Here is a 25,447-nt window from a genome sequence, read left to right on the forward strand (position 1 = left end):
AATACATGCTCGCAAAGTGTACGTGAATGCCGACGATGACGGTACCGGCCAGACTCACGGCGGGGCGGCTGCGAGGTCGCGCTTCAGGTGGCGGCTGCTCAGATAAAAGTGCAACGCCGATAAACTCACCATCAATGGCACCAGTGCCAGCATGGCATAGCGCAGCGACTCATCGCCAAATTGCGGTGCCAATAGGTCACTGAGCAGGCCGACAGACCAGGGCCCGGCACCCAAGCCCACCAAATTGAAGATAAAAAACAGGATGGCCGAGGCCATCGCCCGCATACGCAAGCCTACAAGTGAATGACTAACCGCCAGCGTATTTCCTAAAAACACATTGGACTGTATGGCGGGAATAATCATTAACAACAGCGAAGCATAGACATTGTCGACCAAGTAAACCCCGGCGGCAAAAGGCAGTGAAATCACACCGGCCAACGCCGGTAACAACACGTACCAACGCGTGTCTTTAGCGGCGAGTTTATCGGCCAGCAAACCGCCACCGAACACCCCGACCGCACCACCAATACCAATAATGAGCGCCAGCCACGTACCCAGCTCCCCGGTGCTCATGCCGTAACTACGAATAATAAAAGACGCCGACCAATTGGCGACCGAATAACCGGCAAAGGCGCTCAGGGCACCCGCCCAGGCCATATGCCGAAAACTGCGCCGCGACCACAGCAGCGCCACCACTTCTTTAACGGCAACGGGTTCGGGGTTGTCATCGCGATTCTCAGACAAACCGCGACGCGGTTCGCGCAGGGTGTAGCGCACCACCAGTGCCAGCAGAACACCCGGCACGCCCACGACGAAAAATGCTACCCGCCAGCCAAAAAATTCATTCAGCCAGCCGCCCATTAAAAAACCGAACAGGATGCCAATGCTGACGCCCGTGGAATAGAAACCCAGCGCCGAAGCGCGGCGCTCGGCCGGGAACATATCCGAAATCATCGAATGCGATGGCGGACTGCCACCGGCTTCGCCGACGCCAACACCAATTCGCGCCAGTAACAACTGCAGGTAATTCTGGACTAAGCCACTGATGGCCGTCATAAAGCTCCAGATAAACACCGCCAGGGCGACAATGTTTCTGCGGTTTCCCGCATCGGCCCAGCGGGCAATAGGAATGCCTGCGGTGACATAGAACAGCGCAAAGGCAAAGCCTGTTAACAGCCCCAGCTGGGTATCGCTCAGCAGTAATTCAGCCTTGATCGACTCCTGCAAAATCGCCAGCAGCTGGCGATCAATAAAGTTGAAGCTATAAACAATGGTTAAGATAAACAGGGCGTAATAGGCGCGCCCATCGCTGCGATAGTGCTGAGAGTTCATGCCGCCATCCTTATTATTTTTTGAGGCTGGTATGAGTATTTATTTGTCTTCTGTACAGGCAATAAGACGCGAATCCATAAGCGCGGCTGTGCGGTGCTCGGTGATTGCCTGATAGTCCGGGTTGCGCAGCATCGTTACGAAGTGCCCAATGCTGGGGTAACGCACTAGCATTACCTTGTGCCAGTCCTCACCGGGTGGCGCTATGAGCGGCGCATGGGCCGCCGCCAACCACTGGGCTTGTCCGTCGACGGCACTGAGAAACGGCACCACTAATTCGCTGTAGCGTTGATAAGCCTCCCGGCCGGTAAGCCCTCGGTCGCCGTCGGCATACTGCGCGCGATCGTTAAAACGCAGTAAATTAAGCATAATAATCGGCTCGTCGCTGGGGATACGCGCCAGCAACTCAGCTAATTCAGCCGCCCTTGGATCAATACTGTAACGATTATCTGACACTGACCTGTCCTCACTGCGTTTTAAACATCTGGAAAGCGTGGTTGCCGCGCTGCTGCGCCTGCAGATATTCCTCGGCCAAGCGATCGACAAGTTCGGCAACACGGGGGCAGTTATCGATACTGCCCGCCCCCTGCCCGGCGGACCAAATAGCCTTCCAGGCTCCGCTGGCTTTTTCTGCACGCTGCTGGTCGCCATCCACCGTCAACTCAGCCCCGAAGTCGATGCCTTTTTTTGGAGCCAAATTATCGGGGTCCAGGCCAGCGGCAACGATACTGGGGCGCATAAAATTCGCGTTCACACCGGAAATATTCGGCGTATACACAATATCTTCTGCACGGCAGTCCATCACCATTTGCTTGTAATCACTGTCGACCTGACACTCCTGTGTGCAAATAAAACGGGTGCCCATATAAGCGAGATCGGCGCCCATCATCTGAGCCGCCGCGATATCCGAGCCCGACGACATAGCGCCCGCAAGCAATAGCGTTTTATCGAAGAACTGGCGGATTTCAGCCACCAGCGCAAACGGACTCGTACTGCCCGCGTGGCCGCCGGCTCCTGACGCAACGGCGATCAAGCCGTCGACACCAGCTGCCGCCGCTTTGCGCGCGTGACGAGCGTTAATCACATCGTGAAACACCAAACCGCCATAACTGTGAACCGCGTCAATCACTTGTGCGGCGGCCCCCAGTGACGTAATGACAATCGGCACTTGGTACTTCACGCAAAGCGCCAAATCAGCCTCCAGCCGCGGATTACTGCCGTGCACAATTAGATTCACTGCAAAGGGCGCCGCCTCGCGCCCCGAGCTGCGCTCGAAATCGGCAAGTGCTGACTGAATTTCTATAAGCCAAGCCTCTAAGCCTTCGCTGCTGCGTTGGTTCAGCGCCGGGAATGAGCCCACAACCCCGGCCTTACAGGTTTCGATCACCAGCTCGGGGCCCGAAGCGAGAAACATCGGCGCCGCCACAACGGGCAAGCGCAGGCGGGATGCCAAAGAGTCAGGCAGAGACATATCAACCTCGTTTGTTATTGCTTTTAGCAGAGTCAATCAAGCTAGCGCAGCGGGCGCAGGAATACCAGCGGGAACGAAGCCGGAAAAGTCAGGGAGCAAGGAAATGACGACGAGATGGTGGCGAAGAGATCGTGGCGGGGGAAAATACCGCTTAAGAAGTAACATCGGGGCATTGCCAGGCGAGCTGGCACACCCCGAATTTAAGCAAAACGCTTACACGCCAATGCTGGCGAGCTTAACCATAATATCTTTTAGTAAGCCTGAGATCGTTGGGTGGTCAACCTCAAAGCTCGACACCATTTCATCAAGGCGCTCTTGCAAGCCAGTGTCTTCCAGCACTAACTCCGGGCCGCTGCCCAGCTCGCGGTCGATATCTTCAACCAGCGCGTGCAATTTAGCCCGTTCGCCGCTCTCTACCGGTAAATCATCAATCTCACTTTGCAGGCGGTTAAGCTGCTCGTGAACATGTTTTGGGTCCATGACCGTACTCCTGTATTTCAGGCTTACAGCATAGCAAGAGCCGAACGTCACGCCTAGCTAGTGGTAACAGCTGCGCAGTAGCCGACGACTCTCCCGCTGACAGTGAGCCAGCTCATCCATACGCCCCCCTTCACGGTAAAAGCGTTCAAGCATTTGTAGAGAGATCTCAACATTTTTGTACAGCGGTAGACGCCGCCCTAAACCGTTGCGCAAGGCTTGCAGCAGACGATGATGGACCGCAAGTAAACAGTGTTGCTGCAGCGAGGGATCGCCACAGCGAGCAAAACACTCCGACAGGTAATGGCCCGACAGCATATGCCGATCGACGTCCTCAAGCGCCAACTCGCGCTCGCCCGACAACATCAATTCACTCAGCTCAAAACAGCACCCCAAATACCGCAGCGCCGGCACCCAGTCTCGCTGCGCGTAGGCTTCTCTGCCGGCTTCCATCCACTCTTCCCAACGCTGGCTGGCCACCGCCTCGCTGCGCTGCAACTGCTGGCGGTGGCTCTCACATAGAAATCGTATGCTCATCATTATCTCCTAGACTAAAGCAAATCTGGCAACACCTACAAACGATAATGATTATCATTTGTAAATTCAAGTCCAAAAATACAAACCGCGGCCTGCCGCGTTTTGCCAGCGCATTGCCCATCCACCGAAGAACAGTAATGCTGTGCATAAATTTCGCCGCTAAGGCCAACAATAATAGGAACTTCAGATGTCTCTCGACGCACTATTTTCTCTTTCAGGACAAGTGGCCATTGTGACTGGCGCGGGCCGGGGTATTGGCCGCGGCATTGCCGAGCACTTTGCACAGGCCGGGGCGACCGTTATTTGCGCTGCGCGCACACTGGAGGATTTGGAAAAGACCGTGGCAAGCTGCAAAGCCACTGGCGGCAACGCCATTGCTCAGGTATGCGATGTTGCGCAGGAAGAGCAATTGCAAGCGCTTGTAAACACCGCCGTTAATGAGTTTGGCCGCCTGGATATCGTTGTGAACAATGCCGGCGGCGCCTGGCCGAACGACCCGCTGAAAACCGACGCCAAAACCTTTAATCGTGATTTCGACTTCAACGTCACCAGCGCATTTAACCTCTGCCGGCTCGCCCAGCCCGCGCTTGAAAAAAGCCGCGGCAAGATCATCAATATCACGTCGGCATCGGCGCGCTACGCCCAAAAGGGCTTTAGCAGCTACGGCACAGCAAAAGCGGCATTGACGCAACTCACGCGCTTATTGGCTGCCGATTTCGCGCCGACTATCAGGGTAAACGGTATTTCCCCCGGCACCATAATGACCGACGCGCTGAAACAATTTCTCGACGAGAATACCCGCGAAAAAATGTCGGCGCTGACGCCAATGCAGTGCCTGGGCGAGCCTCGGGATATTGCTGCCGCTGCCGTTTACCTGGCGTCGCCAGCGGCACGCTGGGTAACAGGAAAGATCATTGAAGTTGACGGTGGCGCGGAATCGACCACCTGGCCTTTTTAGCAGCCACTGATCCAATATTCACTAGAAGACGTAGCGGCTTCCCCCACTTGATGGCGGGGAGCACATCGTGTCTATAATCAGCGTTTAATTCTATTCACAACGAGGTTTGCATGGATCCACAAGCGTTATTGGAACAGTACGGCCCCGAGGCAATCGATATGGGCATTCGCGCGGCGGGCGCGCTGGCGATTGTATTGGTCGGCTACTGGATGGCGAAACTGTTCTCTGGCTTCGCACGATCCGGATTAGAGAAGCGCAATTTCGACCCAACCTTGAATGCCTTCATCAGCAAATTAGTATTTTTTATCATCTTTGCTGTCGCCCTGATCCCCGCTCTGGCGCACGCTGGCATACAAACCGCATCGGTGATCGCCGCTCTGGGTGCCGCCGGCTTGGCCGTTGGCTTAGCCCTACAGGGCTCGCTGGCAAACTTTGCCGCGGGGGTGTTATTAATCGCTTTCCGCCCCTGCCGGGTGGGCGACTGGGTAGACGCCGGTGGCTGTTCTGGCACCGTGGAAGACATAAGCTTGTTTTCGACGATTTTGGTGACCGGTGATAACAAGCGCATCGTGATCCCCAACTCTCAGGTCATGTCCGGTGCAATCACCAACTACAGTGTGAAGCCCCGTCGCCGTGTCGATCTGCTGGTGGGTATTTCCTATGACGCCGACATTAAGCTGGCTAAGGAAACGCTGGAGCGGCTGGTCAACGCCGATGAGCGCATACTGAAAGACCCCGCTCCGCGCATCGCAGTTGCTGCCCTTGGGGCGTCGTCCGTTGACCTGATCTGTCGTCCCTGGGTAAAAACCGAGGACTACTGGCCAACATACTGGGACCTCACCGAAAAAATTAAACTCGCTTTCGACGAAGCCGGTATCGGTATTCCCTACCCGCAAATGGATGTTCACTTTCACAAGGAAGACTGAGGCAAACGGTAGGAATACCAGAGAAAGGGCAGCATTAGCTGCCCTTTTTAGTTGACCTGAACGCAGGTCTGATTACCATGCACACGCTAAATTCCCGCACGGTAGACACAAGGAAAATCGATGAGAGTTCCCGTAAGCATAGTATTGAGCCTTCTCTGCGCAAATGCTGCCCAGGCAGATGAAACGCCAACATGGGAAGGGGATGTTGAGTTTGGTTACTATCAAACCGATGGCAACAGCAACGAGACCAGCCTGCTGGCCAAAGGCACAGCCAGCCGCAAAAGCGGCCTGTGGACCAATGTGGTAAAAGCCAACGCCCAAAACAGCGAAGTAGAAGGTGTACGTTCGGAAGAGCAGTACTTTATCTCCGACCGCCTGTCTTACGATATCAGTGACTTCAATTACAGCTTCGGTTACGTGTCGGTCGACAAAGATCGCTTTAGCGGCTACGTGTATCAAGCCACTATCGCCGGTGGCTACGGTCGCCGTCTGTTGAAAAATGACCGCGTGGTCTGGGACGCTGAAGTCGGCCCGGGTTTCCGTATTAGCGAATTCGACACCGGCAGTGCCGAGGGCGACGGTAAAACGGAAGAAGCCATCTTGCGCCTGTCTACCGACCTGAAAGCCAAAGTGTCCGAAACCGCGACATTCGAGCAAAGCCTGTCAGTAGAAAGCGGCGACAAAAACACGGTAAGCAAATCCGTTACCGCGCTGAAGACCAAGATTATCGGCGGCTTCGGTTTAAAAATCAGCTACACCATGGAATACAACGAAGTCGTGCCCAACAGCAATGTCCACATGGACAAGCAAACGGCAGTGACCCTGGTCTACAGCTTTTAAAAATCTCTGCGGGGCAATTATTGCCCCGCGCTCTCCGCCTGCGCCTCAGCGCGCAGGCCCTCGCGATCAAGCACTCGCAGCTTACCGTAAGACAAGGCAATCAATCCGGCCTTCTCCAGGCGCTTCAATTCCCGGCTCACTGCCTGACGAGACACTGCCAGCATTTTCGCTAAGTCTTCCTGAGGAAGGTGCATATTGATATCGTCCCCCTCCTCGCTGCCGTAGTACTGCTGCAGGTCCAACAGTCGCTGCGCCAACCTGGACGACAGAGAGTACAGCGCCGCAGACTCGACATAGGACAGAGCAAGGCGCAATTTTCGGCACAGCATAAGAAGAAAATAACGGTACAACCTCGGCTGGGCGTCCAGCAGCGTATCGAGCTGATGCCTGGCTACCACCAGCACCTGCGTATCGCCCAGGGCATAGGCATCCTGGCTGCGCGGCTCGCCATCAAATAACGATACCTCGCCAATCCAATCGCCGCGTTCCGCCAACATCACCAACAATTCTCGGCCATCGGGGCTGCTATTACTCAGGCGGATTCGCCCTTCCAGAACGCCGTACATCGCCTCCCCGGCTTCGCCCTGCTCGTACAGAAACTCGCCATCCTTCAGCCGCCGGATCTTGCACTGCGACAGCAGGATTTCCACCAACTCCGCAGGCAAACCGACCATTATCGGGTTACCCCGCAGAATATCGCGCTTGTCGACCACCCTTCCTCCGCTACACTCAGGCTAATGAGAATAATTGGCCAATTGTCAATTTCGTGACAGTTGCCATGCCACCTCGTCGGGCAAACTGAGACTGAATCATAATAGTAAACAGGAGCTCAACCATGACAGCAGAGATTAAATCACAGGTGTCCGCCGAAGAGTGGCAATTGCGTGTCGACCTTGCCGCCGCCTACCGTCTGGTCGCATTATTCGGTTGGGACGACCTGGTTTTCACCCATATTTCCGCCCGCGTGCCGGGTGCCGACAACCACTTTTTGATCAACCCCTACGGCATGATGTTCGAGGAGGTCACCGCGTCCTCGTTGGTGAAAGTCGACCAGAATGGCGAGAAAGTCATGGAGTCGCCCTATCCCGTCAATCCCGCTGGTTTCACCATTCACAGCGCCGTTCACGCCGCCCGCGACGATGCCCACTGCGTGATGCATACCCACTCCATCAACGGCGTCGCCGTCTCTGCCCAAGCTGAAGGTGTGCTGCCCATTTCCCAGCAAGCAACCCTGGTACTGGCATCATTGGGCTACCACGACTACGAGGGTATCGCCTTAAACGAGGAAGAAAAGCCGCGCCTTGTCGCAGACCTCTCCGACAACACCTTTTTAATGCTGCGCAATCACGGGCTACTCACCGTGGGCATGACACCCGCCGACGCGTTTTTAGCCATGTACATCTTCGAAGCAACTTGTATGATCCAAGTACGCGCCCTGGCTGGCAGCCGCGAGCTAACGCCGGTGCAGCCAGAGATTGTCGATGGCGTTAAAGAAGCCGCGCGCATCGTTACCAAAGGCCTGTTCGGCGACCTGGCTTGGCCGGGATTGCTGCGCCGCTTGAATCGCCAAAACCCCGGCTATGACGCCTGAGGAGGACCGCATGGAAAACACCAGTGAAAAACGCCATTTCAGCAGCTTTGCAGAGTTCTATCCCTACTACTTGGCGGAGCATGAGAATCGCACTTGCCGACGCCTGCACTTGATCGGCAGCCTGTTAGTACTGGCACTGCTGGCATTTAGCGTGAGCACCGCGCAATATGCCTTGCTGTGGCTGCTACCTGTTGTCGGCTACGGCTTTGCCTGGGTGGGGCATTTCTTCTTTGAAAAAAACAAACCGGCCACCTTTCAGCACCCGCTGTATAGCTTTATTGGCGACTGGGTCATGGCAAAAGACCTGTTAACCGGCAAGCTGGCGCTTTAAGCAAGGGAGGCCGCCATGACGCTACTTCAGTTAGAAGCCATCCTCTACTACTGTTGCTTGATCAATGGCGGCCTACTACTGATTAGCAGTGCCGTGGCACTGCAATGTCCCACCGCGATTTTGCGCCTGCAAAGTCGCGTATTGAACATCCCTGCTGCGCGCTTGCAACTGCTGTACGCACAAGGGTTAATGCTATTTAAAGTGTTCTATATCTTTTTTAATCTAAGCCCCTGGCTCGCCCTTATGCTAATGCGTTAGCGCTTCCACACTCGACATTCCTTCACACATTTCTGCTACAGTGCGGCGTTAAATTTTCCAGCGCCTGGCGCGCTGAACGTTGAGTAACGCGCAATGAGCAGAATTATTATCCTTGCATCCCCGGGCAGCGGCCACGGGAAAACCCTTGTCACCGCAGGGCTAGCCAAAGCACTTGGCGGCGGGAACCGGCGTATCCGCGTCTATAAAATGGGGCCAGACTACCTGGACCCGCAATTTATCGAGGCCGCCACCAGACTTGAAGTGCGCCAGCTGGACTACTGGATGCTCGGCGAAAGAGAGATTGCCGCAGAACTTTGCCGCGCTCAAAATGAAGTGGACGACATAATTATCGAAGGCGTAATGGGGCTGTTTGATGGTGAACACAGCGTCGCACGCTTGGCGCGGGATTACCGAATTCCGGTGTGTATCGTCGCCGATGCCAGCGCCATGGCGCAGACCTTTGGCGCCCTGATGTACGGTCTGGCAAATTACGATCCCGATGTAAACGTTGCGGCGGTAATCGCCAACAAAGTAGGCAGCGACCGCCACGCCTCACTTCTGGCAGAAAGCGTACGCCCGCCGCTGACGATGCTCGGCAGTATCAAACGCGACAAAGCGCTGGCCGTCCACGAGCGCCATCTGGGCATCGGCGCGGAAGATCGCAGCGCTGCTCAACATGCCGCCGCAGCAATGGCGGAGCAGTTGACGGAGATCGCGCAAGCACTGCCCTGGGGAAAACTGCGCATTGAAGAAGACAGCCTGACTCAACCGGAGGTTCAGCACGAGGGCCCGCGACTGCAAGGTATGCGCATCGCGGTGGCCAAAGACGCGGTATTTAGCTTTATCTACCACGCCAACATGGACTTTTTGCAGCGCGAGGGCGCCACGGTTCACTATTTTTCGCCCCTCTCAGATACCCAGTTACCCGACTGCGACGCCCTCTACCTGCCCGGCGGCTACCCCGAGCTACACTTGGAGACCCTAGCCAACAACCACGCCATGATCAGCGCCATTCGCCAGCACATTGAGGCTGACAAACCCTGTATGGCCGAGTGCGGCGGCATGCTCTATTTGCTCGAGAGTCTCAGCCACGACGAGCGCTGCGCGCCACTGTGCGGGATATTTCCACTGCGCGCCAAGGTGAATGAACGGTTGGCTGGTTTAGGCTATCAGTCTCTGCCCGGCACCCGTTTGCGCGGCCACAGCTTTCATTACGCCAGCATTGTCGACGAGCCCGGCAATGCCGACGAGCTGCCACGCAGCGCCTATTCAGACGGTCGCAAAGGCGAATTGATCTTGCGTGAAAAACGCACTATCGCCAGTTTTGTACACTGGTATTTTTCCTCCGAGCCACAAAAAATTTGTGACTGGTTATCCGGTAAGCCCGAGCTCTGACCACACAACACTTTGATCGCACAACACATTGCCGCCCCAAAATGGGGCTCGGCTTTGTGGCGCAAATGCTATAAAGTGTGCCATGCGAATTGCCCCGACGTTTAATAATTATTAGGGGGACAAATGAAACGGACAATTCCCGCGGTGCTTACTCACCTTGGACTGCTGAGCCTGTTGCTCTTGCCGCTGTGTGCGTCGGCAGGCACGGAGGGCTTTCGGGAGCGCTATAGTTCAGACGTTGACGGACAAACCTGGATGCTCCACATCGATTCGGGGCGTAGTTTCCCGTCGATGATCAGCGCCAAGCTGCAGATGGGCGATGCGCTAAACCGCTATATCCTGCTGGGCAGCGTAAACGGCGCGGTCATTACCGGCAGCTATAAACCGCTGCGTGCCAGCGCGATGGCAGAAGAAAAACCCTTCAGCCTAACCCGCATCGGCCAGGACAGTGTGGCACTCACGCTGGACGGCGAGCGCTATACCCTGTCGGCCAATGACCAACTGGCCGCCGTGGACGACGCGCTTATTGGTACCTGGAGCAGTGACACGAAGCTCGGCGGCAGCATCGACAACCCCTACATGGGGGAGCAGTGGAGCATTCACTTTCGCGCCGACGGCACCGCCTGTGAGGCGACGAGAATGATAGATAGCCGACGCGCCTCCAGCTACCAAGACCCTTGCAGCCATGCCGACAGTCACCGCTGGAAGGCGGAAAATGGCAAGATTCTATTTGCCGATGACCGCGGCGAATGGCGAGAGCAGTTTACCTACCGCATTATGGGTGGGCGCATGGTAGTGAGCTACCCTGGCGGTCAACGCCGCGTAACGTCACCGGTCGAACCGACTCGAATCAGCGCGCAGTAGTGGTGGGGCGACAACTTAATCGCTGAGTAAAGCCCACAATTCCTCACCACTGTAGTCTCGGCGCCCCCCCTGCTCTGCTTTTTTTACCAAGTCGAGTACCCGGCTATTGGCCGACGCCTGCGTGCCCTGCTGCGCCGCCAGTCTCACAACCTCACCGTTGAGCCAATCAATCTCGGTGCGCCGCCCGCGCTCCAAATCTTCCCACATCGACGAACGAGCCAGCGGGTCCATCGCCAGCATCGGCTGGGCAATTTTGGTAAACAGCCAATCGGGGGTATCCAAAACGCGTGGCAGCCAGCGCGGCGGCACCGCCGTCAGGCGTTGCAGAGGAATATCTGCCTGGCGAATTGCGGCCAGCGCCTCGCGCTGCAAGCGCGCCAAACAGCGCCGGTAATGCCGCTGAGACAACTCTTCTTTTAGTGGCAAGCCCGACAGCGCATTAATCGGGTTATTGAGGTTCAGCAACAGCTTTGACCACTGCACCGAGCGCATATCGCTATGCCACTCAAAGGGGGTGGCACTGGCGGCAAACAGCGTATCGATATGGCCAATACGCGCGCTGCGCTCAACCATAATTGCGCCATCGGTTCCCGCGTGAAAGACTCCCTGCCCGCGCTGCAGCACATTAAACGCGATCATGCCGGGCAATACGCAGCACTGGGGCAGAGCAGCTGACAAGCGCGGCGCATTATCGATGCCATTTTGCAGGCTAATCACCACCGTATCGGCGCCCACGTGGGGTGCCAGCTGCGCGGCCACGGTATCGGTATCCGCCGACTTCACCGTCACAATCAAACAGTCCAATCCCGCCATCGCCTCCACATCGGTATGCACATGCAAGCTCTGTGGGGGGCAGTGATGACGCAGGCCTCTGAAGTCGCTAATCGTTAATCCCTGCTCCTTCAGCTCATCCACCATGCGCGGGCGCGCTAACAGGTGAACCTCTGCGCCGCCCATCTGCAGCGCACCACCGACGTAACAACCGATACTGCCCGCTCCAACAATCCCGACTGTAACTGTCACAACCTCTCCCTTCGCGCCTGCATTATCCACAGTATTCATTGAGTAAAGCCCGTATTGGCACTCAACCAAGCTCTCGCCAGACTATAGCCTAGAATGACCCAATGTCATCTGTTTGTAACTGTCATTGCTTCCTAGCATTGGGTACACTGATCCGCTGAAAAAAACGCCCGTGCCATTTTGTCTTTACTTTCGTTTAACGGTGACCGCATGCCTGAAGAAATCTCCCAGACACAGCAGAACGATAGCAAACCGCCCCTGCTCTGGCTGCAAACCATTTTATTCAGCGTGACATTCCTGATCGCTGCGATCGGCGTGCCCTGGTACGGCCTGACTCACGGCTTCACGGCAGCGGGCTGGATCGGCTTTGTATTGGTATTGGGCGCGAACGGCATGTCTATTACCGCTGGCTATCACCGTCTGTGGGCGCACAACGCTTACAAAGCCCACTGGAGCCTGAAGCTGTTCTTCGCACTATTTGGCGCTGCCGCCACACAAAACAGCATTCTTATTTGGGCGAGCGGCCACCGCCGCCACCACCGCCATGTTGACGATGTAGAGCACGACCCCTACTCAGCTAAGCGCGGCCTGTGGTTCTCGCATATCGGCTGGATGCTGCGCGACTACCCCGCCAGCGCAGAAGATTTCTCCAATGCCCGCGATTTGCAGCGCGACAAAATTGTCATGTGGCAGCATCGTAACTATCTGGCGCTGGTGATCATTATGAACTTCCTGCCAGCACTGGCGTTGGGCGTTATCACAGGCAATATGCTCGAGCACATCCTGCTGGCCGGCGTACTGCGCCTGGTGGTTAGCCATCACACTACCTTCTTCATCAACTCCCTGGCCCACTACTGGGGCCGACGCCCCTACACCGATGAAAACACCGCCCGCGATAATGACCTGCTGGCGCTCTTTACCTACGGCGAGGGCTACCACAACTACCACCACATTTTTCAAAACGATTACCGCAATGGCATTCGCTGGTGGCAGTACGACCCCACAAAGTGGCTGATCAAGTCGGCGTCGTGGGTGGGCCTGACCTGGGACCTGAGAAAAGTACCCGACTTTAAAATTCAGCGCGCCGTGCTGACTATGCAGTTCAAGCGCACCGAGCAGGCCCTGCTTAATCGCACTGCCGATGCCCCCCACCTGCGCGAATTTCTCGAGCAGGAATATCAGCAATTCCGCAAGACACTGGCCGATTGGAATGCCGTTAGCCAGCAGTGGATGGATGCCAAGCGCGCCTCACTTGCCGCGCAAAAATCAGCGCTGCAGCAAAACCTCACTGAGCACAAGGAACAGCTTCAGCACAATCTGGCCGAGGCCTGGGAGCACGCAACGTTGCGCAGCCGATTTAAAGAGTTGGAATACACATTGAAAATGCAGCGCAAGCGCCTGCAAATGCTCAACACACAGATGGCATAATCGCCTCACTACTGTTGATGTAAAGAAAGCGCCTTAGGGCGCTTTTTTTATTCCTGCCCGGAGCCAGACAAGCGCGGCAAGTTAAACGGCTGCGACCAAAGCTGCAGCTGCCCGCCGCCAGCAGCGGTATTCTGCTCTTGGTATACCAGGCGCAGACTCGGCAGCGGCCTCTGGTGCCAGAGCGGCCGTGCCACTCCGTCATTCCCCAACACGGTCCAGCGCTCAGCCGACAAATCAATGCGAAGCAGAGCCTCTTGTCCCGCCGCAATTGCCTGTCGCGACGACACTTCCAAGGCGTCGCAAAGTGAGGGGGCAAACGCTAATGACTGCGGCTGGGGGTCGCTAAACACAATATCAAAAGCACAGTGCTGAGCGTCACTGGAGATATACGCGGTGTCGTCTGCATAGTTGCGAATACGTACCTCTAGCACTGGCGTATCGCCATTAACCACCGTAACGGCCATGCCCAAGTCGGCCCAGCGATACCCGCGAATTAGTGCTCGGCCGCGGTCGTCGACAGCTAGTTCAATATCAAGACTGCGAGGCACACCCTCCTCGCCGCCTTGCATTAGCTCCATCTCCAGAGCGCGGCCTTGCTGACGATAAAGCTGCCCCAGGCCATAGGCTATACCGAGTCTTTCACCCTGCGGCGACCACGTCAGACGTCCCTTGATGAACAGGCCTGACGACGGCGGCGCGCTATTTACCGATGTTACCGCCGCCACGCCGCCCACCGATTCCAAGGCCGTGTAAACACTGTCGCCGCGCTTCAGGCTAGACAAGGGCGCAGGCCCGCGATACAGATGACTGGGTACATTATTCGCGGCGTAATTCAACCGCAGATAATCGCCGCGCATCGGGTCGCGCGGGTCGACCGGCATGCTGCGAAGAAAGACGCCCTTGCCGTTTTGCAAAAGGTTTTCCCAGCCATAGGTCTGCCACGCCAACAGCGCGAATTGCGCGAGAATCGCAATGCCTAACCAACTAGCGCGCATGGCTCACCCCCAACTTCTGACGCTCTTGCTGGCGGGAGAATCGTAGCCCAGCCAAAATAAGCAGGGTGCCGAGCAGTAAAAAGAGCGAAGCCCTGGCGAGCAAGCTGTGAAACAGGTCATTGAAACGCAGCAGCAGTAATAGCGTTAACAGCGCGCCACCTGCCGACAGGCTGCCTTTCATCAGGTATTCGCTGCCGCGATAGATAAACAATAGGGCATATGCCAGCAAGGCGATATTGGCCGAGAACTGCACCGCCACCGGCATTGGGTAAACACTATAGCTCGCGCACAGCACCAGCAGCGGCAACGCCAGGCACGCCAACTCAAGCCATTGTGGCCCGCTGCGCGGGCGCAGCGACGAACGGCCAAAGCAAAGCCCCGCAAAGACCACAATCACCAGTAGCATGCTGGCGCTGATCAACTGCGCCGGGGCGAGCCCCAACAGCGCATCGCCGCTGCGATGGCCGACCGAAAAGGCCCAGCTGACATCTTGAATGCTCAGCAGTAACAGGCAAGCCCACCACAACAACAGGCCTGTCTGATGCAGCGCGGGAACGCTCTCTCGCCATTGAAGTACCGGCGCCAAACGCTCTGCCCATAAGTAGATCGCGGCAATGAATACCGCGTGTAACAGGACGATATCGCTGTCGAAAATCCAACTATTGAACAACAGGCTAACGGGTAGCAAAACCAACACCGCACGCAACAGCAATGTAGAGCGCTGCCGCCAAGCCAGCGGCAACAGCCCCAGCAACAGGGCTGCCGTGCCCGGCAGGTGTGGCCGCTCAAAGGCAAACACTTGCATCGCCGTCCAGCCACAAATCAATAGGCAGGCAAGTATTCCGTGCGCCGTAGAGGGCAATACCCAAGCCATTGCCACCGCGGCAGCAGACCACAGCATAAAGCCCTCAGGGTAGTTTACGTCGACGTGGTAAATCTGAGCGATCAGCCACAATGCGCCGCCAAACAGCATGGTGCCCAACAAGTGAAACACCTCTGCCAGACGAGGGTCTTGGCGCCACCACCATGCCAGCAGATGACTGATGGCAAAGCCGCCGGCCACCGCAGACAGTTTGGTATAGCGGTGCATGGCCTCCCAGTTATAGGCAAACAGCAAAATCACGCCCAAGCCAAACACTACCGCGCCAATTGCTGCAAAGATCAGCTTACCCCACGCCCGCGGCGCCTGCTGAGGCGCTAGCGGATAGCGAGCGTATAGCTGCGCTGCCTGTTGGTCGTCGATGAGGCCATCGCGCAACCACTGTGCAATTTCAGCACGCAACCAAGGTTTGTGACTGTCCATCCGTTGAAATTCGCTCCCTGCTCACTCGCCGCCGCGTGTTAGCGCGTGGCAATCTCTAACTCTTCTAATACCCGCTCGGCAAAGCCATAACCCGCCTCGGCGTACAAATTGAAGCTAATGCAGCCCATCGCTTGCAGCTCCCGCTGCTGATCCGGGAAGCGAGAAATCGCCGCAATTTTCCCGGTATAGCCAAGGCTTTGCAGCATTTTCACAACCTGAACGTTTTCACTGTGGTTGCTCAAACACACTAAAATTACCTGGCGGCGCGCCAATGCGGATCGCTCCAAAAAGTCGCGATCGCTGGCATCTCCCGCGACACAGCGCAGGCCCTCACCACGCATTTGCTGGGCTTTGTCGGCACTTTCTTCCACACCCACGATCCGCCCCGGATAGTGGCGTCCCAGATAATCGTAGGCGCCGCTGCCGATACGCCCCATGCCCAGAATCAATATATCGGCGTCGCCCAAGTCAGCCGGACGCTCAGACGGCAACAAGCAGCGGCGCTCATAACGTTGCAACAATTCGCCAAAGCGGCTGTATAGGTCACCGGCGCGACGGTTTAACGACGAGGCAATAAAGAGAGACAGCGCCATCGCCATTGCCAAAATCGTCAACCACTGCGGCTCCAGCATATTCTCCTGTACCGCCAATGCAGCAACAATCAGGCCAAACTCGCTATAGCTGCTCAACGACAGGCCGGCCAACAAGCCGGTGCGGGCTCTAAGCCGAAACAACAATAGCAAGCCGAAATAGAGAAAGGGGCGGATCAACACCAGCGCCGCCAGCAACATAGCGATCAGTGCCATGTCCCACGACGGTAGCCCGTAATAACCGATGCTGAGGAAAAACGCCGTGAGGAAAATGTCTTTAAGACTTACCAGGCTCTTATACAGCTCAACACTCTTGTCGCTATTCGCCAGCAGTATGCCAAACAGCAGCGCGCCCAAACCGGCCTTTAAATGCAGCGTCTCAAACAACCACGCCCCTGCCAGTGCCATCGACAAACCGTAGAGCACCAGCAGCTCACCGTGCCCCGCCCAGTTCAACAAACTCAGCAGAGGCCGGCGCAACAGCGGCAATGCCAGCAGCGCAAGCGCCCAAATACTGGGCGGATGGTCGGCAGAAAATAACAGGAACGCCACCGCCATCAGATCCTGAACGATCAGGATGCCCACTGCGATCTGCGCATGCAGGGCCGCGCCCTCACCGCGCTGTTCAAAAATCTTTACTGCAAAGACCGTGCTCGAAAACGACAGCGCGAAAGCAAGAATCCATGCCGTTTGACTCGGCAGTGCTGAATAATGGGGCAGTAAGTAATGCAGGCTGAGCAGCACCACGGTGGTTAACGGAACCACTAGCAGAGCGTGCAAACTGGCGCTCGCCCATATTTGCGGGGCCAATAGTTCGCGCAATTTCAGTTTCAGGCCAATGGTGAACAGCAGCAGCACCACCCCGATATCGGCCATCAGTTTTACGACATCCGGGTCTCCCAGCTCCAATGCCCCGGCGAGAAAGCCCGCAACCAGAAAGCCCAGCAACGGCGGCATATCCATCCGGCGAAAAACCAAACCAGCCAAAAATGCCAGCGCCAGTAGTAGGGGCTCAATCATTCCATCGTTCCATTGTTTACAACTCGGTGGTGCGACCCGTGCGCGGCAGCGATACGTCGCAAGACACTATCATACCGTGGTAAATCACTCCGCTCCTACCGTCCATTCTATGTCGGCTGACGTATACTCAATATGAAAGTGTGGCAATTTCGCCTCACGAGGACGACAGGAAGCACAATATGTCCGACAAACACCGCCTGCACGATGCCAATTTTCCTTCAGCACGGGAAGAGCTTGATCACAGCGAAACGGACCATCCGCCGGCCTATAAGCTCGCGTTCACCGACCAGGATTTTCTACTCAGTGAAGAGCTGCGCGGCGTGCGCTTCCACCTCGAACTGCAAAAACCGGAAATGATTCTGCGCCAACACGGCATCGAATCCACCATTGCGGTATTTGGCAGTGCGCGCTTCCCTTCACCCGAAGACGCCAAGCAAAACCTTGCAGCCGCCGAAGCCAGTGGCGACCCCGCAGCCATTCGCGCCGCCAAGCGCAACCAACGCAACAGCCGCTATTACGAACAGGCGCAGCGCTTTGCCAAACTGGTTACCGAACATTCGCTGAATTGCCCGAGCGCGGAACAGTTACATATCGTCACCGGTGGCGGCCCCGGCATTATGGAAGCCAGTAATCGCGGCGCCAGTGACGCTGGCGGTCGATCGCTAGGTCTGAATATCGTCCTTCCCCACGAACAGCACCCCAACGCCTACATCAGCCCCGAATTTTGTTTCCGCTTCCACTACTTCGGCATACGCAAAATGCACTTTATGATGCGCGCCAAAGCCGTGGTGGTATTTCCCGGCGGCTTCGGCACCCTCGACGAGCTGTTCGAAGCGCTGACATTAATACAAACCGGCAAGTCCAGAGATGTACCCATTATTCTGGTGGGACACGAGTTTTGGCAGCATGCGATTAACCTGGAGTTTCTCCGCGACGAGGGGGTGATCAGCCCCGACGACGTCAATATGATCAGCGTTGTCGACAACGCCGACCAAGCCTGGCAAACCATTATTGATTTTTACGACCTCAGCCCCGGAAAATGCCCAAGCTGCTAGCGCCTTGCCGGACAGCGACTATGGTATAGTCGCTGTCCGCTGTTTTTAGTCTGAAAGTCGCTTGCTGCCCATGTCTGACAACCTCGTTTGCCTCAACAACGTCCGCTTTGCTCACCAACTCGAGCCAGTTCTGGATGACTTCAACTGGTGCTGGCCCAAGGGAAAACACCTCGCCATTCTCGGCAGCAATGGCTGTGGTAAAACCACCCTCGCGCAGCTTATTACCGATACACTGCGCCCCAACCGCGGCCAATGCAGCTACGGCGAGCATATAGGGCCAGGGGATATTGCGCATATCTCCTTCGACCAACACCGCCAGCTGATGGAGCATGACCGCCGCTTTGACGATAGCGAAACCCGCGCAGATGCCTTTGATGTTGGCACCCGCGTGCGCGACGCCATTTTGCAGGGCGGGGTTGCCGACGAGAACTTTGATCAGCTGTGCCAACGCCTGCGCATCGAGCACATCCTCGACCGGGGAATACGTTTTATCTCCACCGGCGAGAGCAGAAAAACCTTACTTGCCCGCGCCTTGCTGGCAAAGCCCGCCGCGCTGATTATCGACAACCCGCTAGAAGGGCTGGACGCTCAGGCGCAGGCGGATATTCGCCAGTTACTTGACGAGCTGGTCGCCTCACCGACCCCGGTACTGCTGCTCACCAAAAGCGCCACAGACATTCCCGACGGCATCGACGAGGTACAGATCATGTCTCAGGGCAGCATTACCGGCCACTGCTCACCCGCTGAGGCGAGACGCAGGTTTGCACCGCGCCAACATTTCAGCCGCGCGCTGCCACTGGCAGAGATTGCGCCCTGGCCCGAAGATGAAGCGCTTTTCGAGCTGCAACATGTCGATGTGAATTTTCGCGGTACGCCGGTGCTAAGCGACATCAACTGGCGCTTTATGCCCCACCACCACTGCTGGATAAGCGGCCCCAACGGCGCGGGAAAGTCGACCCTGCTCGGGTTGCTCTGCGGTGAAAACGACAAGGCTTATGGCCAGAACATTCGCCTGTTTGGCAAGACCCGCGGCAGCGGCGAAAGCCTGTGGGATATTAAGGCGCAATTTGGCCTGCTCAATACCAGCATGCAATTGAACTCCCTCAAACGAGTAAAGGCCAGCGATGTGATCGCTTCCGGCTTCTTCGACTCTGTCGGTCTTTACGACCAACCCAGTCCCTCGCAGCAGCAATGCTTGCGCGAGTGGCTCGCCGCACTAGAACTCAGCGACTTTGCCGAGCAGCGCTTTGAACGGCTTTCCTTTGGCCAGCAACGCATGATTCTTTTGGCCCGGGCAATGGTTAAATCGCCCCGCATCTTGATTTTGGATGAACCCTGCATCGGCTTAGACGAAGAACAAAAAGCCCGCCTGCTTGGCGCCGTCGATTACATCGCCGAGCACAGCCAGACTCGCATCTTGTTTGTCAGCCACCGGGAAGAGGAGATTCCGGCCTGCATCAATCAACACTTGATGTTACAAGCCGCCGAGGTGGGTGGCTACACCGCGGTTATTCGCGAGCGCTGAACATCAATCAAAGATACCCTTAAACCAATTCCACATCTTCTCGCCGTCGGGTGCGCAGCCGCCACTTTGCCGTGGCTCACTGCCTTTGATGAACGGCACATAGCGGGCGTTCTCGCACCACGATTGCGTGCGCAGGCCCGACTCGGCATCCACCCATAGGTACTCCATATTGCTACGCTGAGCGAAGGGCATTTGCTCCGTGCTGGCCTCGGCCATAAATTGCCGCCACACACGCAGGGCGCCACTGGCGCCGGTCAGGCCGGTTGACGCATTGTTATCCAGCCCCATCCACACAACCGCCAGATAGTCACCGGCAAATCCGGCAAACCAGCTGTCGCGCGTGTCGTTACTCGTGCCGGTTTTGCCGGCCACGCGGTAGTCTTTGGGAAGAACCCGGTAAACCGACTTACCAGTTCCCTCTCGCACCGTTTCCAGCATGGCGTATTGCAGCAAGTGCACCGGCGCGGCGTCGATCACCTGCTTGGGTTGCTGAGGATAGCGCGCCAGCGGTTTGCCCTTGGCGTCGGATACGGCGTAGATCGTACGCAACGGCGTATAGCGTCCATCGGCGGCAATGGTTTGATACATCGCGGCCACCTCAATCGGAGCCAACTCAGCCGCGCCCAGCAGCATGGACGGCACCTCCAGTAGTGGCCGGTGTACACCCAGGCGCTGAAACATATCCATAACATCACTCAAGCCCAGGTCCAGGCCCAAGTTTGCTGTTGCCAGGTTGTAAGAGTGCGACAAGGCCTTGTGTAAGGGCACCATACCGTGCGCTTTGCGACCGTAATTCGACGGTCGCCACAGCGTGCCATCGGCATTGGGAACACTCAGTGGCTCGTCGCGTAACTTGGTTAACAAGGTGTATTTATCAGGCTGGTTTAACGCGGTTAAGTAGACCGCCGGCTTCGCTAGCGAGCCTATCGGTCGCAGCGCGTCAAGGGCGCGATTAAACCCGGCATAGCGAGGTTGCCGGCCGCCGATCACTGCCACCACATCACCACTATCAACGGCGGTCACCACCATCGCGACTTGCAGATCTTTCTTGCGTTCAGCCAATTGCGAGAGCGCCTTGGCGGTTGCCGCTTCAGCGCGGCGCTGCAACAGCGGGTCGAAGGGCGTAAAGATCCGCAGGCCATTTTTCTGTAAATCCTGACGCGCGTAGTCACGACTCAGCTGACGCCGAACCAAGTCGACATAGGCAGGGTACACACCGGCCAGCGCCGAACTTTTGGAGAGGCTCAGCGGTTCTTTTTTCCACGCTTCAAGTTGCTCGGCGTTCAGCCAACCCTCTTCGGCCAGCTCGGCCAATACGGTGTTGCGGCGCGACGTGGCGCGCTGCGGATGACGCCAGGGGTCGTAATAGGAAGGGCCTTTCACCAGCCCTACCAGCATCGAGACCTGGGCGAGATCCAGCTCTTGCAGGGGGCGGTTAAAATAATGCCTGGCCGCGAGGCCAAAACCATGAATCGCGCGATTGCCCTCCTGCCCGAGATAGACCTCATTGATGTAGGCTTCAAGGATGCGGTCCTTGCTGTAGTGCAGCTCGGTGAGCAATGACATCGCCGCTTCTTTGAATTTACGCCACAGGCTTCGCTCATTGGTGAGCAGGGTGTTTTTCACCAGCTGCTGCGTCAGGGTGCTGCCGCCCTGCACCGTGCGCCCGGCTTTAATATTCACAATCAGGGCGCGGGCAATACTGCGCGGCGACAAGCCAAAGTGGGAATAGAAATGCCGGTCTTCCACCTGTAACAGGGTTTCCACCAACATCTCCGGCACCTCGTCCAGAGACAGCATCAGGCGGTCTTCGTGACGCCCGGGATAGACGCCACCGATAACCGTTGGGTCCAGCTGTTCTTCAGCAATACGCTCGCCCAGCGCGTTGCGCACGACGCGCACCGTGGTCGCCGCCATTTCCACGGTGATTTTTTTCGCTTTGCGATGACCATCAGCAAAATCGAACGGCCGCAGGTAAATCGTAAACATGTCGCCTTGACGCAAATAGCTGCCGGGCTCATTCACCAGGCGCAGCTGGCGGTAGCCTAAATTTCGCAGCTCTTCTTCCAGCTCGTAACTGGTAAGCACCGCCCCGGATGCCAACACCAAGGGCCGGGCATATACCTTTGCCGGCTGGTCATAGCGCTGAGGGTCGAAGGCGCCGCGCACCTTGGCGTCGCAATAGGCAAAGAAGACAAGCAGCGGAACCAGTCCGGCGATTGCCAGTTTGACAAACAGCCCTCGCCAGCTGGTGGGGCGAGGTAGCCGAAAGCGGCGCCGATGGTTATTTTTCTTGGGCATGAAAACTCTCGTTGAATTGCAAATCCCACGTGGGCGCGGATAATAGCGCGCACTTTACTGCAAGTTATTGGCAAATAAGATGAAAAAATATCACGTTTACGGCATCGGCGCGGCATTGGTCGACACGGAAATTCAAGTCCAAGACAGTGAACTCACTGAAATGGGCGTTGAAAAAGGCTTGATGACACTGGTCGATGAGGCCCGCCAACAGGAATTGTTGGACAAGCTTGAAGGCCACCTAGTTCACTCTCGCCAGGCCAGCGGTGGCTCGGGCTGCAACTCGGTTGTTGCCGCTGCCTACTTTGGTGCCAAGGGCTACTATTCCTGCAAGGTCGCCGCCGACAGTCACGGCGACTTCTTCCTAAACGATATACGCGACGCCGGCGTTGATTCAGGTTTCGACGCTGAGCGCGATGGCGGTATTACCGGAAAATGCCTGGTATTGATCAGCCCGGATGCCGAGCGCAGCATGAATACCCACTTGGGCGTTAGCGCTGAGCTCTCGATCAAAGAGCTCAACGAAGCCGCCCTTGCCGACTCTGCCTACTATTACATGGAAGGCTACCTGGTTACCTCTGACTCAGGGCGCGCGGCGGCAATTCGCGGCCGTCAGGTTGCAGAACAAAACGGCGTTAAAACCGCGCTGAGTTTCTCTGACCCGGGCATGGTGGAGTTTTTCCGCGACGGCCTCAGCGACATGCTCGGCGACGGCGTCGACCTACTTTTCTGCAACGAAGCCGAGGCCTTGCAGTGGGCCGGTAGCGAATCACTTGATGACGCGGTCAGCGCAATCAAGCAGGTTGCCAAACAATTTGCCATCACCCTGGGTGCCAAGGGTGCATTGGTTTTTGATGGCGAGCAGCTGCACTCCATCGCGCCCTGCAAGGTCAACGCGGTAGATACCAACGGCGCCGGTGATATGTTCGCAGGCGCCTTCCTCTACGCTATCAGCCACGGCCACAGCGCTGAAGCGGCCGGTAAACTTGCCAGTCGCGCCGCAGCGGAGGTGGTGTCTGACTACGGCCCTCGCCTGCCTGGCCCCAAGCACGTTGAGCTGCGCCAAGAAGTACTTGGCCAGTAACAAAAAAAGGCGCCTCGCGGCGCCTTTTTTTATTTGTTTCCCGGCAATCATTTGCCAAGCAGAAAACTCTGCAACTGCGGGTCGGCAAGCATGCTTTCCAGCACATCAACCACCAGGCTGTTCACCAGTTCTTCATTGTGTGGCTCGCTGGGAGCATTGAAAAACTTCTCCTTGCGTTTTACCCGGTAACGCCCCTCGTAACGGCTGTCACTGCGCGTTGCCTCGGCCTTTACCACCGCCAACATATCCATGTCGTGCCCAACCCCTTCCTGCTCTGGGTGGTTGTAAACCAGCGACTCAAACACAATATGCAGGTCGACGGTGTCGGCACTCAGGCTATCGACTTCAAAACCCAGCGCCTTCATTCGCGCCTTTAACACCGGCTGCACAGCCAGCGACAGGCTGTTTTCCAGGGTGATCAACGCCGTCTCCCGGTAGGCACCGCCGCGGCTGCCAAGAACCTTATTGCTGCGTCCATCGCTCACGCGTACATGTACTGGCTGGCCCTGGGCAAGCTGCTGCTCCGGCGCCTGCTCAAAGCTGGGCGCAACGGTAATTTTTTGCGGACTTTGCGCACACGCGGCCAATACCAAAACGGCGAGCACCGTCGATGCGTTTACTACTGCACGAGAAAGAACCATGACTTATCCTTGAGCTAACAGATCGCGTAAATCAATAATGGCGGCGTTGGCGCGAGAAATGTACGACGCCATTACCAAAGAGTGATTCGCCAATAGGCCGAAACCACTGCCATTCAACACCATTGGGCTGAACAACAATTGTTGAGTTCCCTCCAGCTCACGAATAATTTGTCGCAAGCTGACGGTCGCATTTTTATTTTCCAGCACATCGGCAAAGTCTTGTTCGGCCGCTTTCAAAAAATGAATCAGCGCCCATGCACTGCCCCGCGATTCAAAGAACACATTGTCGATCTGCAGCCACGGCGTTTTCACCCGCTGCTCAGAGGCCGACGGCGTAGACTGGCGCGCGCTGGGATCATTTGCCAGGTCGGTGTTAACCCGCGGACGCCCGACGCTGGCGCTGAGTCGCTGTGAGAGGCTGCCCAAGCGCGACTCAACCACGGCAAGCCAGTAACGCAGGTTATCGGCGCGCGCATAGAATTGTGCCTGGGGCTGGTCGACATCACTGAGGCGGCTGCGGTAGGCCTTGAGGTAGCGAATGCCCTGGCGGTACTCCGATTCGGAAGCCGGTACCGCCCAACTGTTCGAGGAAAAATTAAAACGCGGCTCCGCCTTCGCAAGATCGGGGTCTTCCTGAGACTGGGACTGCGAACGGCTGTAACTTTCTCGCATGGCTCGACTCAGGTCGCGCACCTGCATCAACACGCCGTATTCCCATGCGGGCATATTGTCCATCAGCACGCCCGGGGGAGTAATGTCGTTGCTGAGGAAACCGCCGGGCTTGTCGAGCAATACTTCAGCAACGTCAATCAGCGCAGAGGTGGTCGCGGTGCCAACCACCGCGCGACTGCCATTGTCACGGTCGTATTGCAGGGGCGGATGATCCGGCGTCAGGCTCCAATACATACCGAAACCGGTTACCAAAAGAACATAAACGAGGCCGACAATACCGGCCAAACGCGCGACATTACGATTGCCAAGCCAATCCTGCAGCGCCTCCTTGGCAGCAAAATAACCGTCGCTTAAACGCTGTTTTAACATTAGTGCGCTCCTCCATGATGATGGTGATGCCCCGATGCAGGCTCGTTCAGTACGCTGCGCACCGGCGCTTCCACCTGCACGACATCGCCATCAATCAGTAAACTGAAATGCACCCGCTCGCCATGGCGCAGCGGCTGCTTCAAATTAATCAACATTAAATGGTAACCACCGGGCACAAAGTCCAGTGTTTGCCCCGGCGCAATCGCCACACTGTCTTCTTTGCGCATCGCCATCATACCGTTGCGCTGCGAGTTGCTGTGAATTTCCACGCGGCCGGCAACGTCACTGGTTCCGGCCCGCAGCGTCACCGTTTGCGACGACGGATTGGTAACCGAAAAAAACGCCGCAGTGTTTTTTTGCCCCGGTGGCAAGCCGCGCACCACCGGATCGCGCAGCTCAACAGCCGCTGCACTAAAGGGCAAAATTGCGGTGAGTAAAAGCAGCCATTTGCGGGTCATAACGTTCTCCAG

26 protein-coding genes are annotated in these 25,447 nt (G+C 56.7%); 12 read left to right on the forward strand and 14 right to left on the reverse strand.

Going from position 1 to position 25,447, the window contains the following annotated elements:
* Positions 1–54 precede the first annotated feature (54 nt).
* The 5 genes from B3K78_RS15115 to B3K78_RS15135 form a co-directional block, all read right to left on the reverse strand.
* Entirely contained in the window at positions 55–1,332 is a 1,278-nt protein-coding gene (locus B3K78_RS15115) for a spinster family MFS transporter (protein WP_286696101.1), read from the reverse strand.
* A gap of 39 nt (positions 1,333–1,371) precedes the next feature.
* Positions 1,372–1,785, reverse strand: a complete 414-nt coding sequence (locus B3K78_RS15120; protein WP_286696102.1) for a DUF1330 domain-containing protein — start codon at positions 1,783–1,785, stop codon at positions 1,372–1,374.
* A 10-nt stretch (positions 1,786–1,795) separates the two neighbouring features.
* Positions 1,796–2,800 (reverse strand): NAD(P)H-dependent flavin oxidoreductase, encoded by a 1,005-nt coding sequence (locus B3K78_RS15125; RefSeq protein ID WP_286696103.1) that lies wholly within the window; start codon positions 2,798–2,800, stop codon positions 1,796–1,798.
* 213 nt (positions 2,801–3,013) lie between these two features.
* Entirely contained in the window at positions 3,014–3,280 is a 267-nt protein-coding gene (locus B3K78_RS15130) for a DUF4404 family protein (RefSeq protein WP_027874305.1), read from the reverse strand.
* Positions 3,281–3,337: 57 nt separating this feature from the next.
* Positions 3,338–3,814 carry a hypothetical protein gene (locus B3K78_RS15135; protein ID WP_204996716.1) on the reverse strand — a complete coding sequence of 159 codons (477 nt, stop codon included), beginning with the start codon at positions 3,812–3,814 and terminating at the stop codon, positions 3,338–3,340.
* A 187-nt stretch (positions 3,815–4,001) separates the two neighbouring features.
* Between B3K78_RS15135 and B3K78_RS15140 the strand changes: the two genes are divergently transcribed.
* The 3 genes from B3K78_RS15140 (at position 4,002) to B3K78_RS15150 (ending at position 6,538) form a co-directional block, all read left to right on the forward strand.
* Positions 4,002–4,772 (forward strand): glucose 1-dehydrogenase, encoded by a 771-nt coding sequence (locus B3K78_RS15140; RefSeq protein WP_286696104.1) that lies wholly within the window; start codon positions 4,002–4,004, stop codon positions 4,770–4,772.
* 110 nt (positions 4,773–4,882) lie between these two features.
* Positions 4,883–5,698 carry a mechanosensitive ion channel family protein gene (locus B3K78_RS15145; protein WP_286696105.1) on the forward strand — a complete coding sequence of 272 codons (816 nt, stop codon included), beginning with the start codon at positions 4,883–4,885 and terminating at the stop codon, positions 5,696–5,698.
* Between the two features lie 120 nt (positions 5,699–5,818).
* A complete protein-coding gene (locus B3K78_RS15150; RefSeq protein ID WP_286696106.1) occupies positions 5,819–6,538 on the forward strand; it encodes a DUF481 domain-containing protein in 720 nt (239 codons plus the stop codon).
* 17 nt (positions 6,539–6,555) lie between these two features.
* Here the strand turns inward: B3K78_RS15150 and B3K78_RS15155 are convergent, their stop codons facing one another.
* A complete protein-coding gene (locus B3K78_RS15155) occupies positions 6,556–7,251 on the reverse strand; it encodes a Crp/Fnr family transcriptional regulator (protein WP_051171211.1) in 696 nt (231 codons plus the stop codon).
* A gap of 122 nt (positions 7,252–7,373) precedes the next feature.
* Here B3K78_RS15155 and B3K78_RS15160 point away from each other — a divergent pair, with 122 nt between their 5' ends.
* The 5 genes from B3K78_RS15160 to B3K78_RS15180 all read left to right on the forward strand — a co-directional run bounded on the left by B3K78_RS15160 (position 7,374) and on the right by B3K78_RS15180 (position 10,977).
* Complete coding sequence (locus B3K78_RS15160; protein ID WP_204996712.1) at positions 7,374–8,129, forward strand: class II aldolase/adducin family protein; 756 nt, start codon at positions 7,374–7,376, stop codon at positions 8,127–8,129.
* 10 nt (positions 8,130–8,139) lie between these two features.
* Positions 8,140–8,460 (forward strand): Mpo1-like protein, encoded by a 321-nt coding sequence (locus B3K78_RS15165; protein ID WP_027874298.1) that lies wholly within the window; start codon positions 8,140–8,142, stop codon positions 8,458–8,460.
* A gap of 15 nt (positions 8,461–8,475) precedes the next feature.
* A complete protein-coding gene (locus B3K78_RS15170) occupies positions 8,476–8,718 on the forward strand; it encodes a DUF6868 family protein (protein WP_027874297.1) in 243 nt (80 codons plus the stop codon).
* A gap of 93 nt (positions 8,719–8,811) precedes the next feature.
* Positions 8,812–10,113 carry a cobyrinic acid a,c-diamide synthase CobB gene (locus B3K78_RS15175; protein WP_286696107.1) on the forward strand — a complete coding sequence of 434 codons (1,302 nt, stop codon included), beginning with the start codon at positions 8,812–8,814 and terminating at the stop codon, positions 10,111–10,113.
* 123 nt (positions 10,114–10,236) lie between these two features.
* On the forward strand, positions 10,237–10,977 hold the full coding sequence (locus B3K78_RS15180) for a hypothetical protein (protein ID WP_286696108.1): 741 nt from the start codon (positions 10,237–10,239) through the stop codon (positions 10,975–10,977).
* Positions 10,978–10,992: 15 nt separating this feature from the next.
* Here B3K78_RS15180 and B3K78_RS15185 read toward each other — a convergent pair whose 3' ends face one another.
* Complete coding sequence (locus tag B3K78_RS15185; RefSeq protein ID WP_286696109.1) at positions 10,993–12,000, reverse strand: 2-dehydropantoate 2-reductase; 1,008 nt, start codon at positions 11,998–12,000, stop codon at positions 10,993–10,995.
* Between the two features lie 207 nt (positions 12,001–12,207).
* On the opposite strand from B3K78_RS15185, the gene B3K78_RS15190 reads away from it, so the two are divergent.
* Complete coding sequence (locus tag B3K78_RS15190; RefSeq protein WP_286696110.1) at positions 12,208–13,425, forward strand: acyl-CoA desaturase; 1,218 nt, start codon at positions 12,208–12,210, stop codon at positions 13,423–13,425.
* Between the two features lie 47 nt (positions 13,426–13,472).
* Here the strand turns inward: B3K78_RS15190 and B3K78_RS15195 are convergent, their stop codons facing one another.
* The 3 genes from B3K78_RS15195 to B3K78_RS15205 are packed head-to-tail and all read right to left on the reverse strand — an operon-like array spanning position 13,473 to position 17,333.
* Positions 13,473–14,420 carry a GDYXXLXY domain-containing protein gene (locus B3K78_RS15195; protein ID WP_286696111.1) on the reverse strand — a complete coding sequence of 316 codons (948 nt, stop codon included), beginning with the start codon at positions 14,418–14,420 and terminating at the stop codon, positions 13,473–13,475.
* Positions 14,410–15,723 (reverse strand): DUF2157 domain-containing protein, encoded by a 1,314-nt coding sequence (locus B3K78_RS15200; protein WP_286696112.1) that lies wholly within the window; start codon positions 15,721–15,723, stop codon positions 14,410–14,412. Before B3K78_RS15200 ends, B3K78_RS15195 begins: the two co-directional genes overlap by 11 nt.
* A 38-nt stretch (positions 15,724–15,761) precedes the next feature.
* Positions 15,762–17,333 (reverse strand): cation:proton antiporter domain-containing protein, encoded by a 1,572-nt coding sequence (locus tag B3K78_RS15205; RefSeq protein WP_286696113.1) that lies wholly within the window; start codon positions 17,331–17,333, stop codon positions 15,762–15,764.
* Positions 17,334–17,512: 179 nt separating this feature from the next.
* Between B3K78_RS15205 and B3K78_RS15210 the strand changes: the two genes are divergently transcribed.
* Entirely contained in the window at positions 17,513–18,388 is an 876-nt protein-coding gene (locus B3K78_RS15210) for an LOG family protein (protein ID WP_286696114.1), read from the forward strand.
* A 70-nt stretch (positions 18,389–18,458) separates the two neighbouring features.
* Positions 18,459–19,913, forward strand: coding sequence for an ATP-binding cassette domain-containing protein (locus B3K78_RS15215; protein WP_286696115.1), 1,455 nt, complete (start codon positions 18,459–18,461; stop codon positions 19,911–19,913).
* A gap of 3 nt (positions 19,914–19,916) precedes the next feature.
* Here the strand turns inward: B3K78_RS15215 and mrcB are convergent, their stop codons facing one another.
* Complete coding sequence (gene mrcB, locus B3K78_RS15220; RefSeq protein ID WP_286696116.1) at positions 19,917–22,214, reverse strand: penicillin-binding protein 1B; 2,298 nt, start codon at positions 22,212–22,214, stop codon at positions 19,917–19,919.
* A gap of 79 nt (positions 22,215–22,293) precedes the next feature.
* Between mrcB and B3K78_RS15225 the strand changes: the two genes are divergently transcribed.
* Positions 22,294–23,295, forward strand: a complete 1,002-nt coding sequence (locus B3K78_RS15225) for an adenosine kinase (RefSeq protein WP_286696117.1) — start codon at positions 22,294–22,296, stop codon at positions 23,293–23,295.
* Positions 23,296–23,342: 47 nt separating this feature from the next.
* Here the strand turns inward: B3K78_RS15225 and B3K78_RS15230 are convergent, their stop codons facing one another.
* The 3 genes from B3K78_RS15230 to B3K78_RS15240 are packed head-to-tail and all read right to left on the reverse strand — an operon-like array spanning position 23,343 to position 25,435.
* Positions 23,343–23,936 carry a YajG family lipoprotein gene (locus B3K78_RS15230; RefSeq protein WP_204996700.1) on the reverse strand — a complete coding sequence of 198 codons (594 nt, stop codon included), beginning with the start codon at positions 23,934–23,936 and terminating at the stop codon, positions 23,343–23,345.
* A gap of 3 nt (positions 23,937–23,939) precedes the next feature.
* Complete coding sequence (locus B3K78_RS15235; RefSeq protein ID WP_286696118.1) at positions 23,940–24,977, reverse strand: DUF2333 family protein; 1,038 nt, start codon at positions 24,975–24,977, stop codon at positions 23,940–23,942.
* Complete coding sequence (locus tag B3K78_RS15240; RefSeq protein WP_204996698.1) at positions 24,977–25,435, reverse strand: copper chaperone PCu(A)C; 459 nt, start codon at positions 25,433–25,435, stop codon at positions 24,977–24,979. The genes B3K78_RS15235 and B3K78_RS15240 overlap by 1 nt, the downstream gene beginning before the upstream one ends.
* Positions 25,436–25,447: the final 12 nt, after the last annotated feature.

Origin of the sequence: Spongiibacter sp. UBA1325, assembly GCF_002306875.1 — a bacterium.
Classification (GTDB): domain Bacteria; phylum Pseudomonadota; class Gammaproteobacteria; order Pseudomonadales; family Spongiibacteraceae; genus Spongiibacter; species Spongiibacter marinus.